The following is a 14522-nucleotide window of genomic DNA, read 5'->3' on the forward strand; positions in this document are numbered from 1 at the left end:
GACTTCATTCGCACATTTGAGGTGCATCACGCTTTTATATGTTATGAACGATCCTTCAGAAGCAAGCCGTTTAACACGAGGGAAAGACTCTGCAAAGCCTTACTCAAGTCATCCTCGGCGTTTTCGGCGTTGGCCAGCCAAAACGCAGTATTAATTAGCGCTCCATTTAATAACCGCGCTAAAGCTTCGTGATCTGTCGTCTTTATCACTTGATCTATCATTAAACGATGAAGCATATCAGCCATCGTTGCGAGACATTGGGACTGAGATGATTGCGAATAAGCATTTCCGAGAGCCGAGGGTGCATCTCTAAGTACGATTCGTTGAATTTCCGGCTCAAGCGCCATGGCAAGATATGCGTGGCAGCGACCGACGAACCCTTCCCAATTTCCTTCGGCTGTATCTGAAATTTCGGCTAATCTGCTATCCATTTCAGCATCTATTTCGTTGACAACTGCTTCTAATAACCCTTTTTTGTCGCCAAAATGATGATATAACGCACCGCGCGTTAACCCCGCGGAAGCTGTAAGCTCATCCATCGATGTGTTTGCATACCCAATCGTGCCAAATGCTTCTCTAGCGGCATTCACTAGTTTGATTCGAGTTTCTGCAATCATTTCTGATCTCGTTTTGCGAACCATGTTTCCTCCTGCTTGCATTCTTTTTTTAATCATTGACATACGCGCCGTATGTATTTATATTATTCACATACACGGCGTATGTCAATTCATATTTCGACTCCCAAATCAAACAGAGTCTAAATAAAAAGTTTTTCATATGAGGGGAGAAAAGGAATGAACAATGTTGTACGAGTCGCTTACTGCTTGGAGGTGCATCATGGCTAATTCGTACCACGAGATATTTAAAGCTGCCGGAGCAAAAGGGTTTTCAGCTGCAGGTTTTGTTGCTCGTATGCCTATATCGATGATGGGCATTGGCATCGTGACCATGTTGTCGCAGCTGCGCGGCGAATACTGGCTAGCAGGTGCTGTGGCAGCTACCTTTGCTTTATCAACGGCCTTAATGGCTCCACAAATTTCCCGTATGGTAGATCGGTTGGGGCAATCCCGTATTCTGCTCCCATTTACAGGGATTAGTGTAGTATCTATCGTTTTCTTGCTGCTATGCACAAGATATGAAGCGCCGGATTGGACGCTATTCCTGTTTGCCTTAATTGCAGGCTGCATGCCTAGTATGCCGGCAATGGTTCGTGCGCGCTGGGCTGAGCTGTACCGGGGCTCCCCGAAGCTGCAAACGGTGTTTGCTTTTGAATCTGTAATGGATGAGCTTTGCTTTATCATTGGCCCAATCATTTCGGTCGGTTTAAGCGTTATGCTGTTTCCCGAAGCGGGTCCGCTTCTAGCCATCGTTTTTTTAGCCATAGGGGTCATCCTGTTTACGATGCAAAAGAGTACAGAACCTGCTGTGCGTCCCCTTCATTCAGATCATAAAGGTTCGGTTATTAAGATTGGCTCATTGCGGGTGTTGGTGTTTGCGCTCATTGCGTTAGGCACTATTTTTGGCACCGTGGATATTGTTAGTGTAGCTTTTGCAGAAAATCAAGGAAATACTGCAGCTGCTAGCATTGTGCTTTCCGTTTATGCTTTAGGTTCGTGCTTAGCTGGCTTGGTTTATGGTGCACTTAGGCTGAGAACTCCGCTTTATCGCCAGTTTTTGTGGGCTGCCGCGGTTACCATGGCAACGATGCTTCCGCTATTAATTGTAGATAATATAACGAAGCTAGCAGTTGCTGTATTTTTCGCTGGGATATCGGTAGCTCCTACTATTATTGTTACGATGGGCTTGGTGGAGAAAATTGTGCCCGAATCCAAAGTGACGGAAGGAATGACTTGGGCTATTACAGGCATGGGAATCGGGGTTGCTTTAGGATCATCTGCAGCCGGCTGGGTCGTGGATCACTTTGGTGCGCGAACGGGATTCGCGGTAGCAATAGCAGCAGGAATTCTCGTTCTGATTATTGTGGCTCTTGGTTATAAATCGCTGATGAGAGCATATAATTACGCAATAAGGAGCTCTGAGCAGTAAGTGTTTATATGCTTAGAGCTATAGTATGAATACTAACCCACGACCGAATAAGGTTGTGGGTTTTTGTTTGTACTGTAATAAAGACAGCCCGGCAGTAATAAACAGTTATAGTTATTTTCCATCTTTACCCATATGAAAATATGTGAGTAAATAGGTTGGTAACGAAAGGGGGAAGAATATGACCTTTATGAATAAGCTTCCTAAAGCGATAGAAGCACAACTTAGAGAGAAAACGCTGTTTCATGCCGTATCAGATTTAATGAATGATGGTCAGTTTGGGGAAGAATGGCTGGTCCTGACTGAAAAGGAAGTATCGGTGTGGAGTTCGGATGGGTTGTTGGTGACTAAACTCGCATTTTCGGATATTACAGATGCCCGGGCTGTTGGCGGAGTAGGCGGCGGCTCATTGCTAGCGGATACCAAGAACGGTCCGATTATCCTTATACGCTACACAGCATCGCTTACTTCTATATTTGGATACGCCTCTAAATTAATGGGTGCAGTGGCAAAAGGCGAAGAGCGACCAACGGTTTCTGAGAAAGAATTCCCGAGAAACTGTCCAAAATGCCGCAATCCGCTGCCGGACGATTCTCAAGCTTGTCCCGTTTGTAAAAACAACGGCAAGGTTCTGTTTCGAATGCTGAGCTATGCGAAACCTTACAAGCTGCAAATGGTTGCAGCAGCGATTATGTTGATTTTCACAACATTGGTTGAGCTTATCCCGCCATTTTTGACCAAAATGATTGTGGATGATGTGCTGACTCCGAAGGATATGGGCTCCACGCTTTTGTGGATTGTTATCGGCCTTGCAGCGACATCGCTGGTAGTCACCCTCATGCAGACCGTGCGCGGTATTATTGGCGTGTGGATCGGCTCTAAATTAATGGGCGATCTTCGGCACGATGTCTATAATGCCTTGATGAGATTGTCGTTATCCTTCTTTGACCGAAGGCAATCCTCGCAGTTCATTGGACGGGTAAACAATGATTCAGAGGCGATGCGGCAATTCATGACCGATGGTGTCATATGGGTTTCGGGTGAGTCGCTGCGTGTCATTGCGATTTTCATCATTATGTTTAGCTTTGATTGGAAATTAACGCTGCTCGCCATGCTGCCTATGCCGCTTATGATTATTTTGTCCAGTGTATTATGGCCGATGATCGGTCGGCGGTGGTATCAGCAGTGGAGGTCTATTTTCAGATTAAATGCTTTAGTTGGCGATTCTTTGCAAGGTATTCGTGTGGTTAAGGCGTTTGGTCAGGAAAAGACGGAAATGTCACGTTATACGACAGCGAATAAGGAGCTCGTTCGGCATAATATTCGAATTGAAGGTCTGTGGCAGGGCATGTTCCCCGTCTTCGCTTTAGTCGCTGGAGCAGGTACCTTATTGATTTGGTATTTTGGCGGCAAAACCGTGCTTCAGGGCAATCTATCTATCGGTACCTTGATCGCTCTAGTTACCTATTTGGGCATGCTTCTTGGACCATTGCAGTGGGTAAGCCAAATGATCAACTGGGCAACGCATGCGATTTCGGCAGCCGATCGCGTATTTGAAATTATGGATACCCCGTCTGATGTGCCCGATACTGTAAACCCAGCACAAATTGGCCGCGTAAAAGGCGAGGTTGAATTCAAAAAGGTGACTTATGGATACGAAAAGCATCACCCTGTGCTCAAAAGCGTAGACTTAAAGGTAGCCGCAGGCGAGATGATCGGATTAGTCGGACATTCCGGTGCGGGAAAATCGACGTTTATTAACATGATTTGCCGATTTTATGATTCGGATGAGGGTACGATTACGATCGACGGCACGAACATCCGCAATATTAGCCAGAACGACCTGCGTAAGCAGATTGGCGTCGTGCTGCAGGAGACGTTTCTGTTTGACGGGACGATAGCAGAAAATATTGCTTACTCTAAACCGGACGCTACAGAGCTGGAAATTATGCGCGCAGCCAAAATCGCTAATGCACATGATTTCATCGTTCAGCTGCCGGATGGCTACGACACGAGAGTTGGTGAACGCGGCCATAAGCTGTCTGGTGGAGAAAAGCAGCGGGTATCTATTGCTCGCGCCATTATTCATGATCCGCGAATTCTAATTCTGGACGAAGCAACGGCCTCCGTAGATACGGTGACGGAGCGTCAAATTCAAGAAGCGATATCGCGTCTGGTTAAAGGAAGAACAACGTTTGCGATTGCCCATCGATTGTCGACTTTGCGCAATGCAGATCGGCTTGTTGTGCTGGATCACGGCAAAATTGTTGAAGTAGGAACACATGAGGAGCTGCTGGCTTCCGAGGGTGCATACTACAAGCTGGTTGAGGCGCAAAAGGAAATGTCCAAGATCAAGGGGGTAGAAAATGCATGATTGATTCCAATGACATTGGTGTTGAAATAAACACGAAGGACCCTTTTGAGATTAATCTATTGGAACCCAATGCGGTCTCATTTTCCCGCAGCCAAGGCGGCGTTTTTCAAGGCGTTGTAGAAGGAAAGGCCTATGAAGAAATCACACTCTTTCGTATATTTCCTTTCCAATACACGACCCAGTATATATCAGTCCGCGATGCCAAGGGTGAAGAAATCGGCGTTATTCAGGATATTGAGCAGCTGGATAAAGAAAGCCGAACCGAAATGGTTAAAGAGCTGAAGCTTCGGTATTTCCTTCCGCTTGTAACTCATATTGATTCCATTAAGCAAAAAGCCGACATGTGGATTTGGGAGCTGCAAACGAATTTGGGACCGACCCGCATCGTCATGCGGAACTTGCATGAGCATATGCAATACCCGAGTGATAATCGAATTATTCTTACCGACATCAACGGCAAAAGATGTGAAGTTCGTGATTGGAAGATGCTAGACGGCCACAGTCGTGGTCAGTTGAAGGATGTCTTATAAGGCAACGAATATCGTGCTGTCCCTCTTTTTCTAAATAAAAGAGAGGGCGGCACTTTTGTATTGTCTTATGATGCTCGTGTAGAAAAAAAGTAGATAGCATGTGAAAATCATCGTAAGATAGAATGAATATCCACTTTCAACCAGCATCCCAATGATCAATGGAAGGATCATGTGTAAATGAAGAAAATAGTTAAAATTACGACAGGCACAATTATTATTGCGGCGTTTAGCTTGATGGTCTATCTTGGGTATAGCTATCTCAACAAACTCAAAACCGAATTATCAAGTATCGCCTTGTCGGAGCTCAGTACAGGGGAAGAAGTGGCGGTTGATTTTGCGGAGAAACCAACGGTTTTATCCATCTTTACTTCATGATGCCCTTACTGTAATGAGGATGCCCCAAAAATGGTCGCTTTGCATGAAAAGTATAAGGATAAAATTAATGTATACGGTATAAATGTTACGAATCGTGATGAATTATCAGAGGTAAAAAACTATGTGGAGCAGCATCAAATTACATACCCGGTTCTCCTGGATAAAACGGGGGATGTATACAAGTACTACGGCGGAGATGGCTTCCCAGCTCTGTGCTTTGTGAATACGGACGGGGAAATCATTGATTACATTATCGGATCGCTTGACCAAGATGAAATAGAAGCTTCGTTTAAGAAGCTTCTCGGCGAGACCTAAAGGAGAGATACTTTTGATTCAATACAAAAATGAACAGGTAACCGTGTTCCAAAGTGAGTTATATCAAACGACAGCGACGGTCATTCAGACAGAGGAAATGGTACTCATCGTAGATCCGAACTGGTTGGCGGGAGAAGTTGAGGCGATAAAAGAGTATGTAAATGAGATTAAAGGTGATCGAGCTTTGTATCTATTATTTACGCACGGAGATTTTGATCATATTATTGGTTATCAAGCTTTCCCTGATGCCACAACCATTGGCAGTTTCGGGCTGCAGCATCATCCGCAAAAAGAAGAGAAGCTTGAAATGATTCGAGAGTTTGATCGTAAAAACTATATTGTAAGAAACTATCCTATCGCATTCCCAAACCTCGATATCATAATCAAAGAGGATGGACAGCAACTGCACGTAGGAGATACGATAATGACTTTCTATCTTGCGCCGGGTCATACGGAGGATGGATTAATAACGATCGTCGAGCCGTTAGGAATCATGATTGCAGGAGACTATTTATCCGATTTCGAGCTGCCTTTTATTTATCAAAGTGCGAAGGCGTATAATTCCACCCTTGAGAAGGCTGGCCGTATTTTTGCAACGCATTCCGTTCGCTTGCTTATACCGGGTCACGGAAAAGCGACAGCCGACTCGTCAGAGATGAAGAGACGTTTGGCTATGGCATCGGATTACCTAAACCGCCTTTGTGAGGCGGTTATGGCAAATAACGAGACTGCTCTTGCTGCACTCTATCGTGAGCATGCCTTCTTATCCACCTTTACGGAATATTGCCATAAGGAAAATGTATCGATTATACAACGTGAATATCAGTAATAATATAATCAACGAACATTAAAACACCCTAACGAGGAGCCGCTTGCGTGCTGCGCGATAGGGTGTTTTTGGTTTATTTACGTTTAAACTTCCTTTTTCATAGTATATTATGGAAGTGACTGATGTTTACTATTCTATCAACTAATGGAGAACGCATATGAACTATGATTGCTTAATTGTGGATGACGAGACGGTTCTTGCAGAAACGACGAGTGAATATTTTAATATGTTTGAGGTCAAATCAGCATACGTGTCAAGTGCAGAGGAATGTGAGCTCTTTTTACGGGAAAATGAAGCGTCGGTTATCCTGCTCGACATTAATCTTGGTCATACTTCCGGGTTTGATTTATGCAAGAAGCTTAGACAAACGACACAAATTCCGATTCTGTTTATTAGCGCTCGGTCCAGTGATGACTATATTCTTATAGCCCTTAACATAGGCGGCGACGATTATATCCAGAAGCCTTATACGCTGAGTGTGCTGCTTGCGAAAGTGAAGGCTGTCCTCAAAAGATACGGGAATCAAAGCCCAACCGAAATGCTAGAGTTTGGTGAAGTGAAAATTGATTGCAATCTTTGCCGCGTTCGTGTGAACGGTGTAGATATGAAGCTCAAAACGATGGAATATAAATTGCTCTGTTACTTGGTGAAAAATAAAAACAGAGTCATTTCAAAAGAAGAGCTGTTTGACAAGGTGTGGGGTGACTCCTTTGCCGGAGATGGAACTCTTAATGTACATATTCGCCACTTGCGCGAGAAAGTCGAACCGAATCCCAACCAGCCGCAATATATTAAAACGGTATGGGGGACGGGATACGTCCTGGAAGATCACAAGCTATGAGAATAAAGTGGCTGTTCATCACTATCCTCTTTGTATTTGCAACAGGCAGTGCAGCTTCTTGGCTCGTTATGAATAGCAAGACGGATACCGAAGTGGATATGGTAGCTTTAAATGAGGTGTTAAAAAAGCTTGAGAGCCACTGGGGGCAAATCGATCAAGCGAATTTCAGCACGATAAAGCAGTCATTCAGCGTTATCGATACTCATGGCCAAGTACGCTTTCAAACATTCGAGGGGCAATCTCCTACCATTAATGATGCAATTAAAAATAGAGATACGATAACAGATGTCGTGGTAGAGGGTACTTTAGTTGGCAAGCTTATTGTGCTAAACGATGATAAAAAAGTAATTCAGCAAATGAAACGGCAGCTTATTATCGTGCTCTTTATCACTTTTACCATGTTTGCGCTGCTGAGTGTCATCTATGTTTTATTTTTAAATTATAAGGTTTTCAAACCATTTCATAAGCTGCAAAGCTTTGCAGTTAACGTGGCGAGAGGGAATCTGGATATTCCTTTGAAAATGGGTCAAAACAACCCGTTTGGCGCCTTTACAGAAAGCTTCGACATTATGCGCGAGGAACTGGCTCTAGCCAGGCAAAGTGAATATGAGGCAAACCGCAGCAAGAAGGAGCTTGTAGCCAGCTTAAGTCATGACATTAAGACACCAGTCGCCTCGATTAAAGCGGTGAGCGAATTGATGCTGCTTCGAGCTGACGATGAGAAAGTAACGAAGCAATTAACGACGATTTATTCAAAGGCAGAGCAGATTAACCTATTGGTGAGCGATATGTTCACGGCGACTTTAGAGGAGCTTAATGAGCTGAAAGTAACGGTGACGGAGGAAGAAAGCAGTGTTTTAAACGGTATTATCGCTAACGTGAATTATGATGATCAAATCAGCTTTGCGCCCATTCCTGCATGCCTAATCTTAACGGATGTATCGCGTTTACAACAGGTATTTGATAATATTTTGAGCAATTCTTATAAGTATGCGGGCACCTCAGTTACCATTTTATCCGCAATAAAACACACCTATTTGGAAATAAGCATTATGGATTATGGAAAAGGTATTCATCCTGACGAGTTGCCGCTCTTGTTCAATAAATTTTATCGAGGAAATAATGCTGAGGGACGAAGTGGATCAGGGCTTGGGCTATACATATCCGAGTACTTGATGCAAAGCATGCAGGGCGATATAGCCTGCCATAACCGTGAAGATGGTTTTAGCGTGACGTTAAAAATTAAGTTAGCTTAAAGAATTAAGAATTGGCTAAGGATTGAACAAAGCTTAACTAAGAATTGGTTTTGTATGATAGGACTGTAAGCTACATTACAGTCTTTTTTGCTTAGGGCTAGAGCGAAGCAATCATACAACTGCAGTATAAAGGAGATTTAATTTATGCCAAGCCAAATGTTAAGAACCGAAAAATTGTGCAAAACGTTCTCAAGCGGGGGAAATCAGCAGCATGTGCTAAAAAACCTTGACATTAGTTTAATGGAGGGTGACTTTACCGTTATTATGGGAAGCTCGGGCTCAGGCAAATCGACACTGCTCTACGCGCTTTCTGGAATGGATAAACCGACATTAGGCGAAATTTATTTTGAGGAGAAAAAGATTTCGAAGCTAAATAACGATCAGCTGGCGATTTTCCGAAGGAACAATTGCGGCTTTGTATTCCAAAAGGTGTATTTGCTCGACAATATGAGCGTGCTGGATAATGCGCTGGCAAGCGGTCTGCTCGTTAGCAAAAACAAGCGGGCTATCGTAGCCAAAGCAAAAAAACTGCTTGCCCAAGTGGGATTAAATGAAACCTCATGGGGCAAATTTCCGGAGCAGCTCTCCGGAGGAGAGGCGCAGCGTGCTGGCATCGTGCGCGCGTTGATCAATGATCCCAAAATTGTGTTTGCAGATGAACCAACCGGCGCGCTTAATTCCGCTGCTAGCGACAGTGTGCTGGATGTCATGACGGAGGTTAATAAGAGCGGACAAAGCATTGTTATGGTTACACATGATATGAAAACCGCATTAAGAGGGAATAGAATCCTTTACCTGCGTGATGGCGTTATTTTCGGGGATTTGCAGCTTAGTTCGTTCCATGTGGAAAATAACCATAAACGGCATGAGCAGCTAAAAGCATTTTTGGCTGAAATGGGGTGGTGAGATGAACATCGTCAACCTAGCCTGGGCCAACATCAGAAAAGGCAAAAGCGCGGCATTTTCCCTTTTTATTTTGATATTTATCGCAGCGCTGCTGCTTAATGTGGGAATGACGGTTATTTTCAAAATTAATACGTTTTTTGATGATAAGGTGGCGGAACTACATGATCCCCACTTGAACATCATCATGGACAGTGCAAGTTATACGAATGCCAAGGGCGACTTTTTGAAAAACTATTCTGATGTGAGTGAGTTTGAGCTCGAAAACATGGTGTTGATGAGTTCAGCAAAATTTCGTTATGGGGATAGTGACATGAGCCATGCCGCTGTTATCCTTAATGCGGATACTGATCGCACGATTGCACCATTAAAGCTAATTGAGCAGATAGCCTTGAGCTCTGAGCCGGATATATACCTCCCTTACAGCTTTAAAGTAAGCGGCGGGTATAAGCTGGCTGACAGCTTCGCCTTTACCTATCAGGACAAGGAATATCGTTACCGGGTTGCAGGTTTTTTTGAGACAACGATGCTTGGCACCACCAACATAACGTTGATGAAATATTTTTTGCCGGATACGGAATATGAACAGCTGTTCAGCCAGCTCAGCCCCAAAGAGGAAGGCACCTTCTTATCTGTCAAGTTAAAAAACAGCGAGCAATCGATTCAATTGCTTAAAGATTACGAAGAGCAATTTCCCTTTTCCCATAATGAGGCTAGCTCTTTTTATTCTTCATTAGACGTGATGACGATGAAGGGCATAAGTACGATGACGATCAATCTGGTCGCTATGATTATGGTTGCTTTTGCGGCGGTTATTGTTGTGGTGTCATTGCTTGTTATTAAGTTCCGTGTGACCAATAGTATTGAGGATGGCCTTGTTAATATTGGTGTTCTCAAAGCAGTGGGCTATACGAGTCAGCAAATTATTTTATCTATTATGATGCAGTTTATGATCATTACCTTATTGGCAAGCATTATGGGGATGGCGGTCACTTACACCGTTATGCCTGTATTCGGAGGCATTATTTCTACGCTGTCCGGACTGCTATGGAATCAAAGCTTTAATGCTGTAATTAATCTAGCCAGTATTCTAATTGTAGTTATACTTGTCGTGACCGTAACACTTCTAGCTTCAATTCGTATTAGAAAGCTGCATCCAATAGCGGCGCTGCGGGGAGGCATTGTGACTCATAGCTTTAAGAAAAACCGTTTCCCCCTAGATCAAGCCAAGGGTGGATTAAGCTTTGTGCTTGCTTGCAAAACCATCGTGATGAACATCAGGCAGAACATTATGATTACATTTATCGTTGCCGCCGTTACCTTTGCCTCTGTTTTTGCTATCGTTCTTTATTACAATATAGCAACAGATAAAACAGCCTTTATTCACCTCGTTGGTGCAGAAACCTCGAATGTCAATGTTCAGGCTAAAGAGGACGTAGATAGTGAGGCGCTGTTTGAATCCATTCAGCAAATGGATGGTGTTGAAAAAACGGTATTGCTGGACTATTTAATAGCGAAGGTTGACGATAAACCGTTTGCTATGACGATTTCGGATGATTACAGCGGGTTGGAAAACCAAATGGTGTATGAGGGACGATATCCGCAATATGATAACGAAATTGTCGTTTCGTGGGCAGTATCGCAGCTGCTTGAAAAAAACATTGGCGATACGGTCAAAGTAGATATAGGGGAAGCCAGTTATTCTTTTTTAATTACCGGTCTGAGTCAGTCTATTAGCAATATGGGGCAAATATCATCTGTCACTTTGGAAGGTGTTCGGCACCTCATTCCAGATTATACAGGCAAGATGCTCAACGTTTATTTAAATGGCATCGATAATGCGAGCTTTATCAAAAATAGTAAAGTGCAATACGGAAGCTCAGTAGTGGAATTTGTTGATGTAGATGAGACGATAAACAGCCAAAGCAGCGTCTATATTTCCGCGGTGTTTGCTGTTATGGTGCTTGTTCTCGCGATTACTGTATTGGTGGTCGTTCTCATTCTTTATCTTGTTATTAAAACGATGATTCTCAAGCGCAAGAGGGAGCTCGGAATATTTAAAGCAACAGGATATACGACGAGCCAGCTAATGACGCAAATCATGCTCAGCTTTGTACCGATTGTCATTATAGGGGTTGTTATTGGTGGTGTGTTGGGCAGACTGTATACCAATTCCATGCTGACCCTTCTGCTCTCTGGAGCGGGAATTCACAATGTTCAGTTTATTATTAAATTGCCTCTTGTTATTGCGCTTTGTTTCGGAATTGTTATGTTGTCTTATGTTGTTTCCATACTAGTGTCGCGGCGGATCAAAGGAATTTCCGCCTATGAATTAATTACAGAGTGAAAATATAGCCAATATGCAAGTAAGCGACCTTTCGGGGTCGCTTTTTTGTATACTCGGAAACGATACGCTTAACAAGGGATTGGAAAATCCTAAATAAAAGTGAACGAATCAAAAAAGATACGACGTTGTTGCCTAAGGGGATCAATCCTATAATTTGAAGAGTAGATAGTACTACTACTTATTTCGTATTTATTACGTCTAGGGGGATTCTAATGAAAAGAACGTTGTGGTCGGCTTGTCTATCTGTACTCTTAATATCCGGCTTGCTGCTCGTCAGCGCATGTGGGGGAAACAATGCGAATGACAAAAACGCTACGTCGAAGAACAACACATCGTCAACCGGAAATGAAAATACAAATACCGGAGCATCCTCCGTACAACCGGCGACGAATGGGGAACCAGTCGTTATTAGGCACACGATGTACGACAGCGAGTTTACAAGCGAGATGGTTGCGGAATTCGAGAAGTCTCATCCCAACATCAAGGTGGAGATCGTATCCGCTGATTACAACAAGCTCATGGCAATGATGGCGGCTGGTAACGGGCCAGATATCATTCGTACGAACTCTGTTACCGAGCTTCCTGGTTATGTTCTGAAAGGGATGGCGCTTGATTTGACTACAAACTTCAATCAAAGCAGCGTATTCAAAACAGATGATTTTCTTCCTGTCGTAAATCAATTTAAATACGATACTGTGACTGGATTGCATGGCACCGGATCGCTGTATGGCTTCCCTAAAGATTGGTCGCCAGACTATACGATTTATTACAATAAAAAAATGTTCGAAGCGGCCGGAGTGCCATTGCCTAGCAGTACGGAGGCGATGACATGGGAGGAGCTTGTGGAGTTAGGACAAAAGCTGACGGTCAAAAATGGTAAGAAAGTGAGCCAATATGGGCTCGTTTATTTCAACGGCGGAACCGTTGCAAACCAGGATCTTTTAAACCTTCAGCTGCTTCAGCAAGGCGGAAGCATGTTCAGCAGTGATTTCAGCACAGCAGATTTATCGACACCGCAGATGAAGGACTTGCTTCAATTCTGGGTAGATACTGCGAAGTCGGGAGTAGGACCTAGTCCCCTGCACCAAGAAACAGATTGGGGCGGGCAATTGTTTGTGGACAACAAGGCAGCTATTATTATCGCGGGATATTGGTTCTCTGGGTTCCTAAAGACAAATGAGCTTACGAAGGACCGATTAGGTGAATTTGGCGTAGCTCCTGCACCGGTAGTTGAAGGAGGAAAACGAATTTCGCCGACCGGCGCAGGTACAGGTGCAATTATTTACAAAAACACGAAGCATCCAAAAGAGGCATGGGAAGTGTTCGAATGGTTCTTTGGCGGTAAGCCTGCAGAAGATCGCGCAAAAGCAGGATACGGCTTGCCAGGCACGAAGACATTTGCGGCTATGCTTCCGCAATCTAATGAATTCGACAAAATGAATTACGACTTTATCCAGAATGAACTGCAGTATACGGACGGCAGCTTGCCGTATAATCCATACCTCAATTATCAAGCGGTTAACTCGATATTTGATAAATATTTCACTCCAGTGTATTTCGACAAAGATACGGTGGATGGCGCTACGAAAAAAATGACTGAAGAGCTAAACACACTCATTACGGAAGGCAAGCAACTCGTCAGCCCAGAGTAAGAAGCGTTATAGGGTTGCCGGAGCAGATCATTCTCCGGCAGCTCTTTTTTTAATGATTCACATACGACGTAAAGCAAGGAGGCTTCCATGAGTCAATTAGCCAACCCCGGAACGGCAGCAGCCTTTCAAACCAAGCGGGGACGATTCCGCAAGAAAAGCTTCAAAGAAGCCGTTGAATTTTATATTTTTATTTCTCCGTGGTTCGTTGTTTTTATTTTCTTAGGTCTTATTCCACTGTTATACGGACTATATTTGAGCTTTACCAATTATGCAGGATTTAATATGGATCGGTTGACCTTCGTTGGACTAGACAATTACCGCAAAGTATTTACGGATAACGATGCGATGTATTCGCTTGGCCGAACCTTGTTTTTCACGGTAATTATGGTTCCAACCAGCATCGTGTTAGGCTTCTTGCTCGCTGTGCTATTAAACCAGAATATTAAGCGAATTGGGCTCTATCGCACGCTGTTTTTTATTCCATCTATAATTCCCGTGGTAGCTGTAGGAACGATGTGGAGATCCCTGTTTGTAGATGAAGGCGTAATTAATAACCTATTGATTGAAATTGGGATGGAGCCTATAGATTGGCTCGGCTACGACTACGCCATCTATCCGCTTATCATTATGCTTCTATGGGGTGTGGGTGGAGGTATTCTCATCTATTTGGCAGGATTAAAAGGCGTGTCAAAAGACTTGTACGAGGCTGCGGCCATCGACGGAGCCAAGACGTTCCAACGCTTTACGAAAATTACGATTCCTCTTGTTACACCGGTATTGTTCTTTCAATTCATAATGAGTATCATCGGCTCTTTGCAAATATTCGTGCAGCCTATCCTTCTTGCGGCTAACTCAAACAGCCTATTGTCGACACCAATCCGGCCTAACTATGTTTATTCGGTACATGCATTTCAACAAATATTCGCTTATGGCCGTTTTGGATATGGGCTTGCGCTGCTCTGGGTTCTTTTCATTATGATATTGGTTCTAACTGTCGTAGTTTTCTCTTCGAGCAAGCTATGGGTATTCTACGAAGTTGATCAGGAGGGAAAGTAAG

12 protein-coding genes and 1 pseudogene are annotated in these 14522 nt (G+C 43.7%); 12 read left to right on the top strand and 1 reads right to left on the bottom strand.

The features are described from left to right. Positions 1 to 41: 41 nt before the first annotated feature. Positions 42 to 641, bottom strand: a complete 600-nt coding sequence (locus AC1DOV_RS00260) for a TetR/AcrR family transcriptional regulator (protein ID WP_441881209.1) — start codon at positions 639 to 641, stop codon at positions 42 to 44. Between the two features lie 196 nt (positions 642 to 837). On the opposite strand from AC1DOV_RS00260, the gene AC1DOV_RS00265 reads away from it, so the two are divergent. The 12 genes and pseudogenes from AC1DOV_RS00265 (at position 838) to AC1DOV_RS00320 (ending at position 14521) form a co-directional block, all read left to right on the top strand. Beyond that, positions 838 to 2046, top strand: coding sequence for an MFS transporter (locus AC1DOV_RS00265; RefSeq protein WP_477548851.1), 1209 nt, complete (start codon positions 838 to 840; stop codon positions 2044 to 2046). A 178-nt stretch (positions 2047 to 2224) separates the two neighbouring features. Continuing rightward, a complete protein-coding gene (locus tag AC1DOV_RS00270; protein WP_441881161.1) occupies positions 2225 to 4417 on the top strand; it encodes an ABC transporter ATP-binding protein in 2193 nt (730 codons plus the stop codon). After that, complete coding sequence (locus AC1DOV_RS00275; RefSeq protein ID WP_441881160.1) at positions 4414 to 4947, top strand: DUF1854 domain-containing protein; 534 nt, start codon at positions 4414 to 4416, stop codon at positions 4945 to 4947. Before AC1DOV_RS00270 ends, AC1DOV_RS00275 begins: the two co-directional genes overlap by 4 nt. A 177-nt stretch (positions 4948 to 5124) precedes the next feature. Continuing rightward, positions 5125 to 5322: a hypothetical protein gene (locus AC1DOV_RS00280; protein WP_477548852.1), complete on the top strand. Its 198-nt coding sequence runs from the start codon at positions 5125 to 5127 to the stop codon at positions 5320 to 5322. Between the two features lie 12 nt (positions 5323 to 5334). Then, positions 5335 to 5637: pseudogene (locus tag AC1DOV_RS00285) on the top strand (TlpA family protein disulfide reductase); the annotation flags it as partial. A gap of 13 nt (positions 5638 to 5650) precedes the next feature. Beyond that, complete coding sequence (locus AC1DOV_RS00290) at positions 5651 to 6466, top strand: MBL fold metallo-hydrolase (protein WP_477512701.1); 816 nt, start codon at positions 5651 to 5653, stop codon at positions 6464 to 6466. Between the two features lie 157 nt (positions 6467 to 6623). After that, the gene (locus tag AC1DOV_RS00295) at positions 6624 to 7307 is read left to right on the top strand and encodes a response regulator transcription factor (protein WP_477548853.1); all 684 of its coding nucleotides are present in this window, start codon (positions 6624 to 6626) and stop codon (positions 7305 to 7307) included. Further along, positions 7304 to 8563 carry a HAMP domain-containing sensor histidine kinase gene (locus AC1DOV_RS00300; RefSeq protein WP_477548854.1) on the top strand — a complete coding sequence of 420 codons (1260 nt, stop codon included), beginning with the start codon at positions 7304 to 7306 and terminating at the stop codon, positions 8561 to 8563. The genes AC1DOV_RS00295 and AC1DOV_RS00300 overlap by 4 nt, the downstream gene beginning before the upstream one ends. 144 nt (positions 8564 to 8707) lie before the next feature. Next, complete coding sequence (locus tag AC1DOV_RS00305) at positions 8708 to 9469, top strand: ABC transporter ATP-binding protein (RefSeq protein WP_477548855.1); 762 nt, start codon at positions 8708 to 8710, stop codon at positions 9467 to 9469. Position 9470: 1 nt separating this feature from the next. Further along, entirely contained in the window at positions 9471 to 11813 is a 2343-nt protein-coding gene (locus tag AC1DOV_RS00310) for an FtsX-like permease family protein (RefSeq protein ID WP_477548856.1), read from the top strand. Between the two features lie 212 nt (positions 11814 to 12025). After that, positions 12026 to 13465, top strand: a complete 1440-nt coding sequence (locus AC1DOV_RS00315; protein WP_477548857.1) for an ABC transporter substrate-binding protein — start codon at positions 12026 to 12028, stop codon at positions 13463 to 13465. Between the two features lie 87 nt (positions 13466 to 13552). Then, a complete protein-coding gene (locus AC1DOV_RS00320; RefSeq protein ID WP_430056046.1) occupies positions 13553 to 14521 on the top strand; it encodes a carbohydrate ABC transporter permease in 969 nt (322 codons plus the stop codon). Position 14522: the final 1 nt, after the last annotated feature.

Source organism: Paenibacillus sp. 01T47 (assembly GCF_056398245.1).

Coding starts and splice junctions, on each gene's coding strand:
- AC1DOV_RS00310 (WP_477548856.1), top strand. CDS start 9,471: ATGAACATCGTCAACCTAGCCTGGGCCAACATCAGAAAAGGCAAAAGC.
- AC1DOV_RS00300 (WP_477548854.1), top strand. CDS start 7,304: ATGAGAATAAAGTGGCTGTTCATCACTATCCTCTTTGTATTTGCAACA.
- AC1DOV_RS00275 (WP_441881160.1), top strand. CDS start 4,414: ATGATTGATTCCAATGACATTGGTGTTGAAATAAACACGAAGGACCCT.
- AC1DOV_RS00260 (WP_441881209.1), bottom strand. CDS start 641: ATGGTTCGCAAAACGAGATCAGAAATGATTGCAGAAACTCGAATCAAA.
- AC1DOV_RS00270 (WP_441881161.1), top strand. CDS start 2,225: ATGACCTTTATGAATAAGCTTCCTAAAGCGATAGAAGCACAACTTAGA.
- AC1DOV_RS00315 (WP_477548857.1), top strand. CDS start 12,026: ATGAAAAGAACGTTGTGGTCGGCTTGTCTATCTGTACTCTTAATATCC.
- AC1DOV_RS00280 (WP_477548852.1), top strand. CDS start 5,125: ATGAAGAAAATAGTTAAAATTACGACAGGCACAATTATTATTGCGGCG.
- AC1DOV_RS00305 (WP_477548855.1), top strand. CDS start 8,708: ATGCCAAGCCAAATGTTAAGAACCGAAAAATTGTGCAAAACGTTCTCA.
- AC1DOV_RS00265 (WP_477548851.1), top strand. CDS start 838: ATGGCTAATTCGTACCACGAGATATTTAAAGCTGCCGGAGCAAAAGGG.
- AC1DOV_RS00295 (WP_477548853.1), top strand. CDS start 6,624: ATGAACTATGATTGCTTAATTGTGGATGACGAGACGGTTCTTGCAGAA.
- AC1DOV_RS00320 (WP_430056046.1), top strand. CDS start 13,553: ATGAGTCAATTAGCCAACCCCGGAACGGCAGCAGCCTTTCAAACCAAG.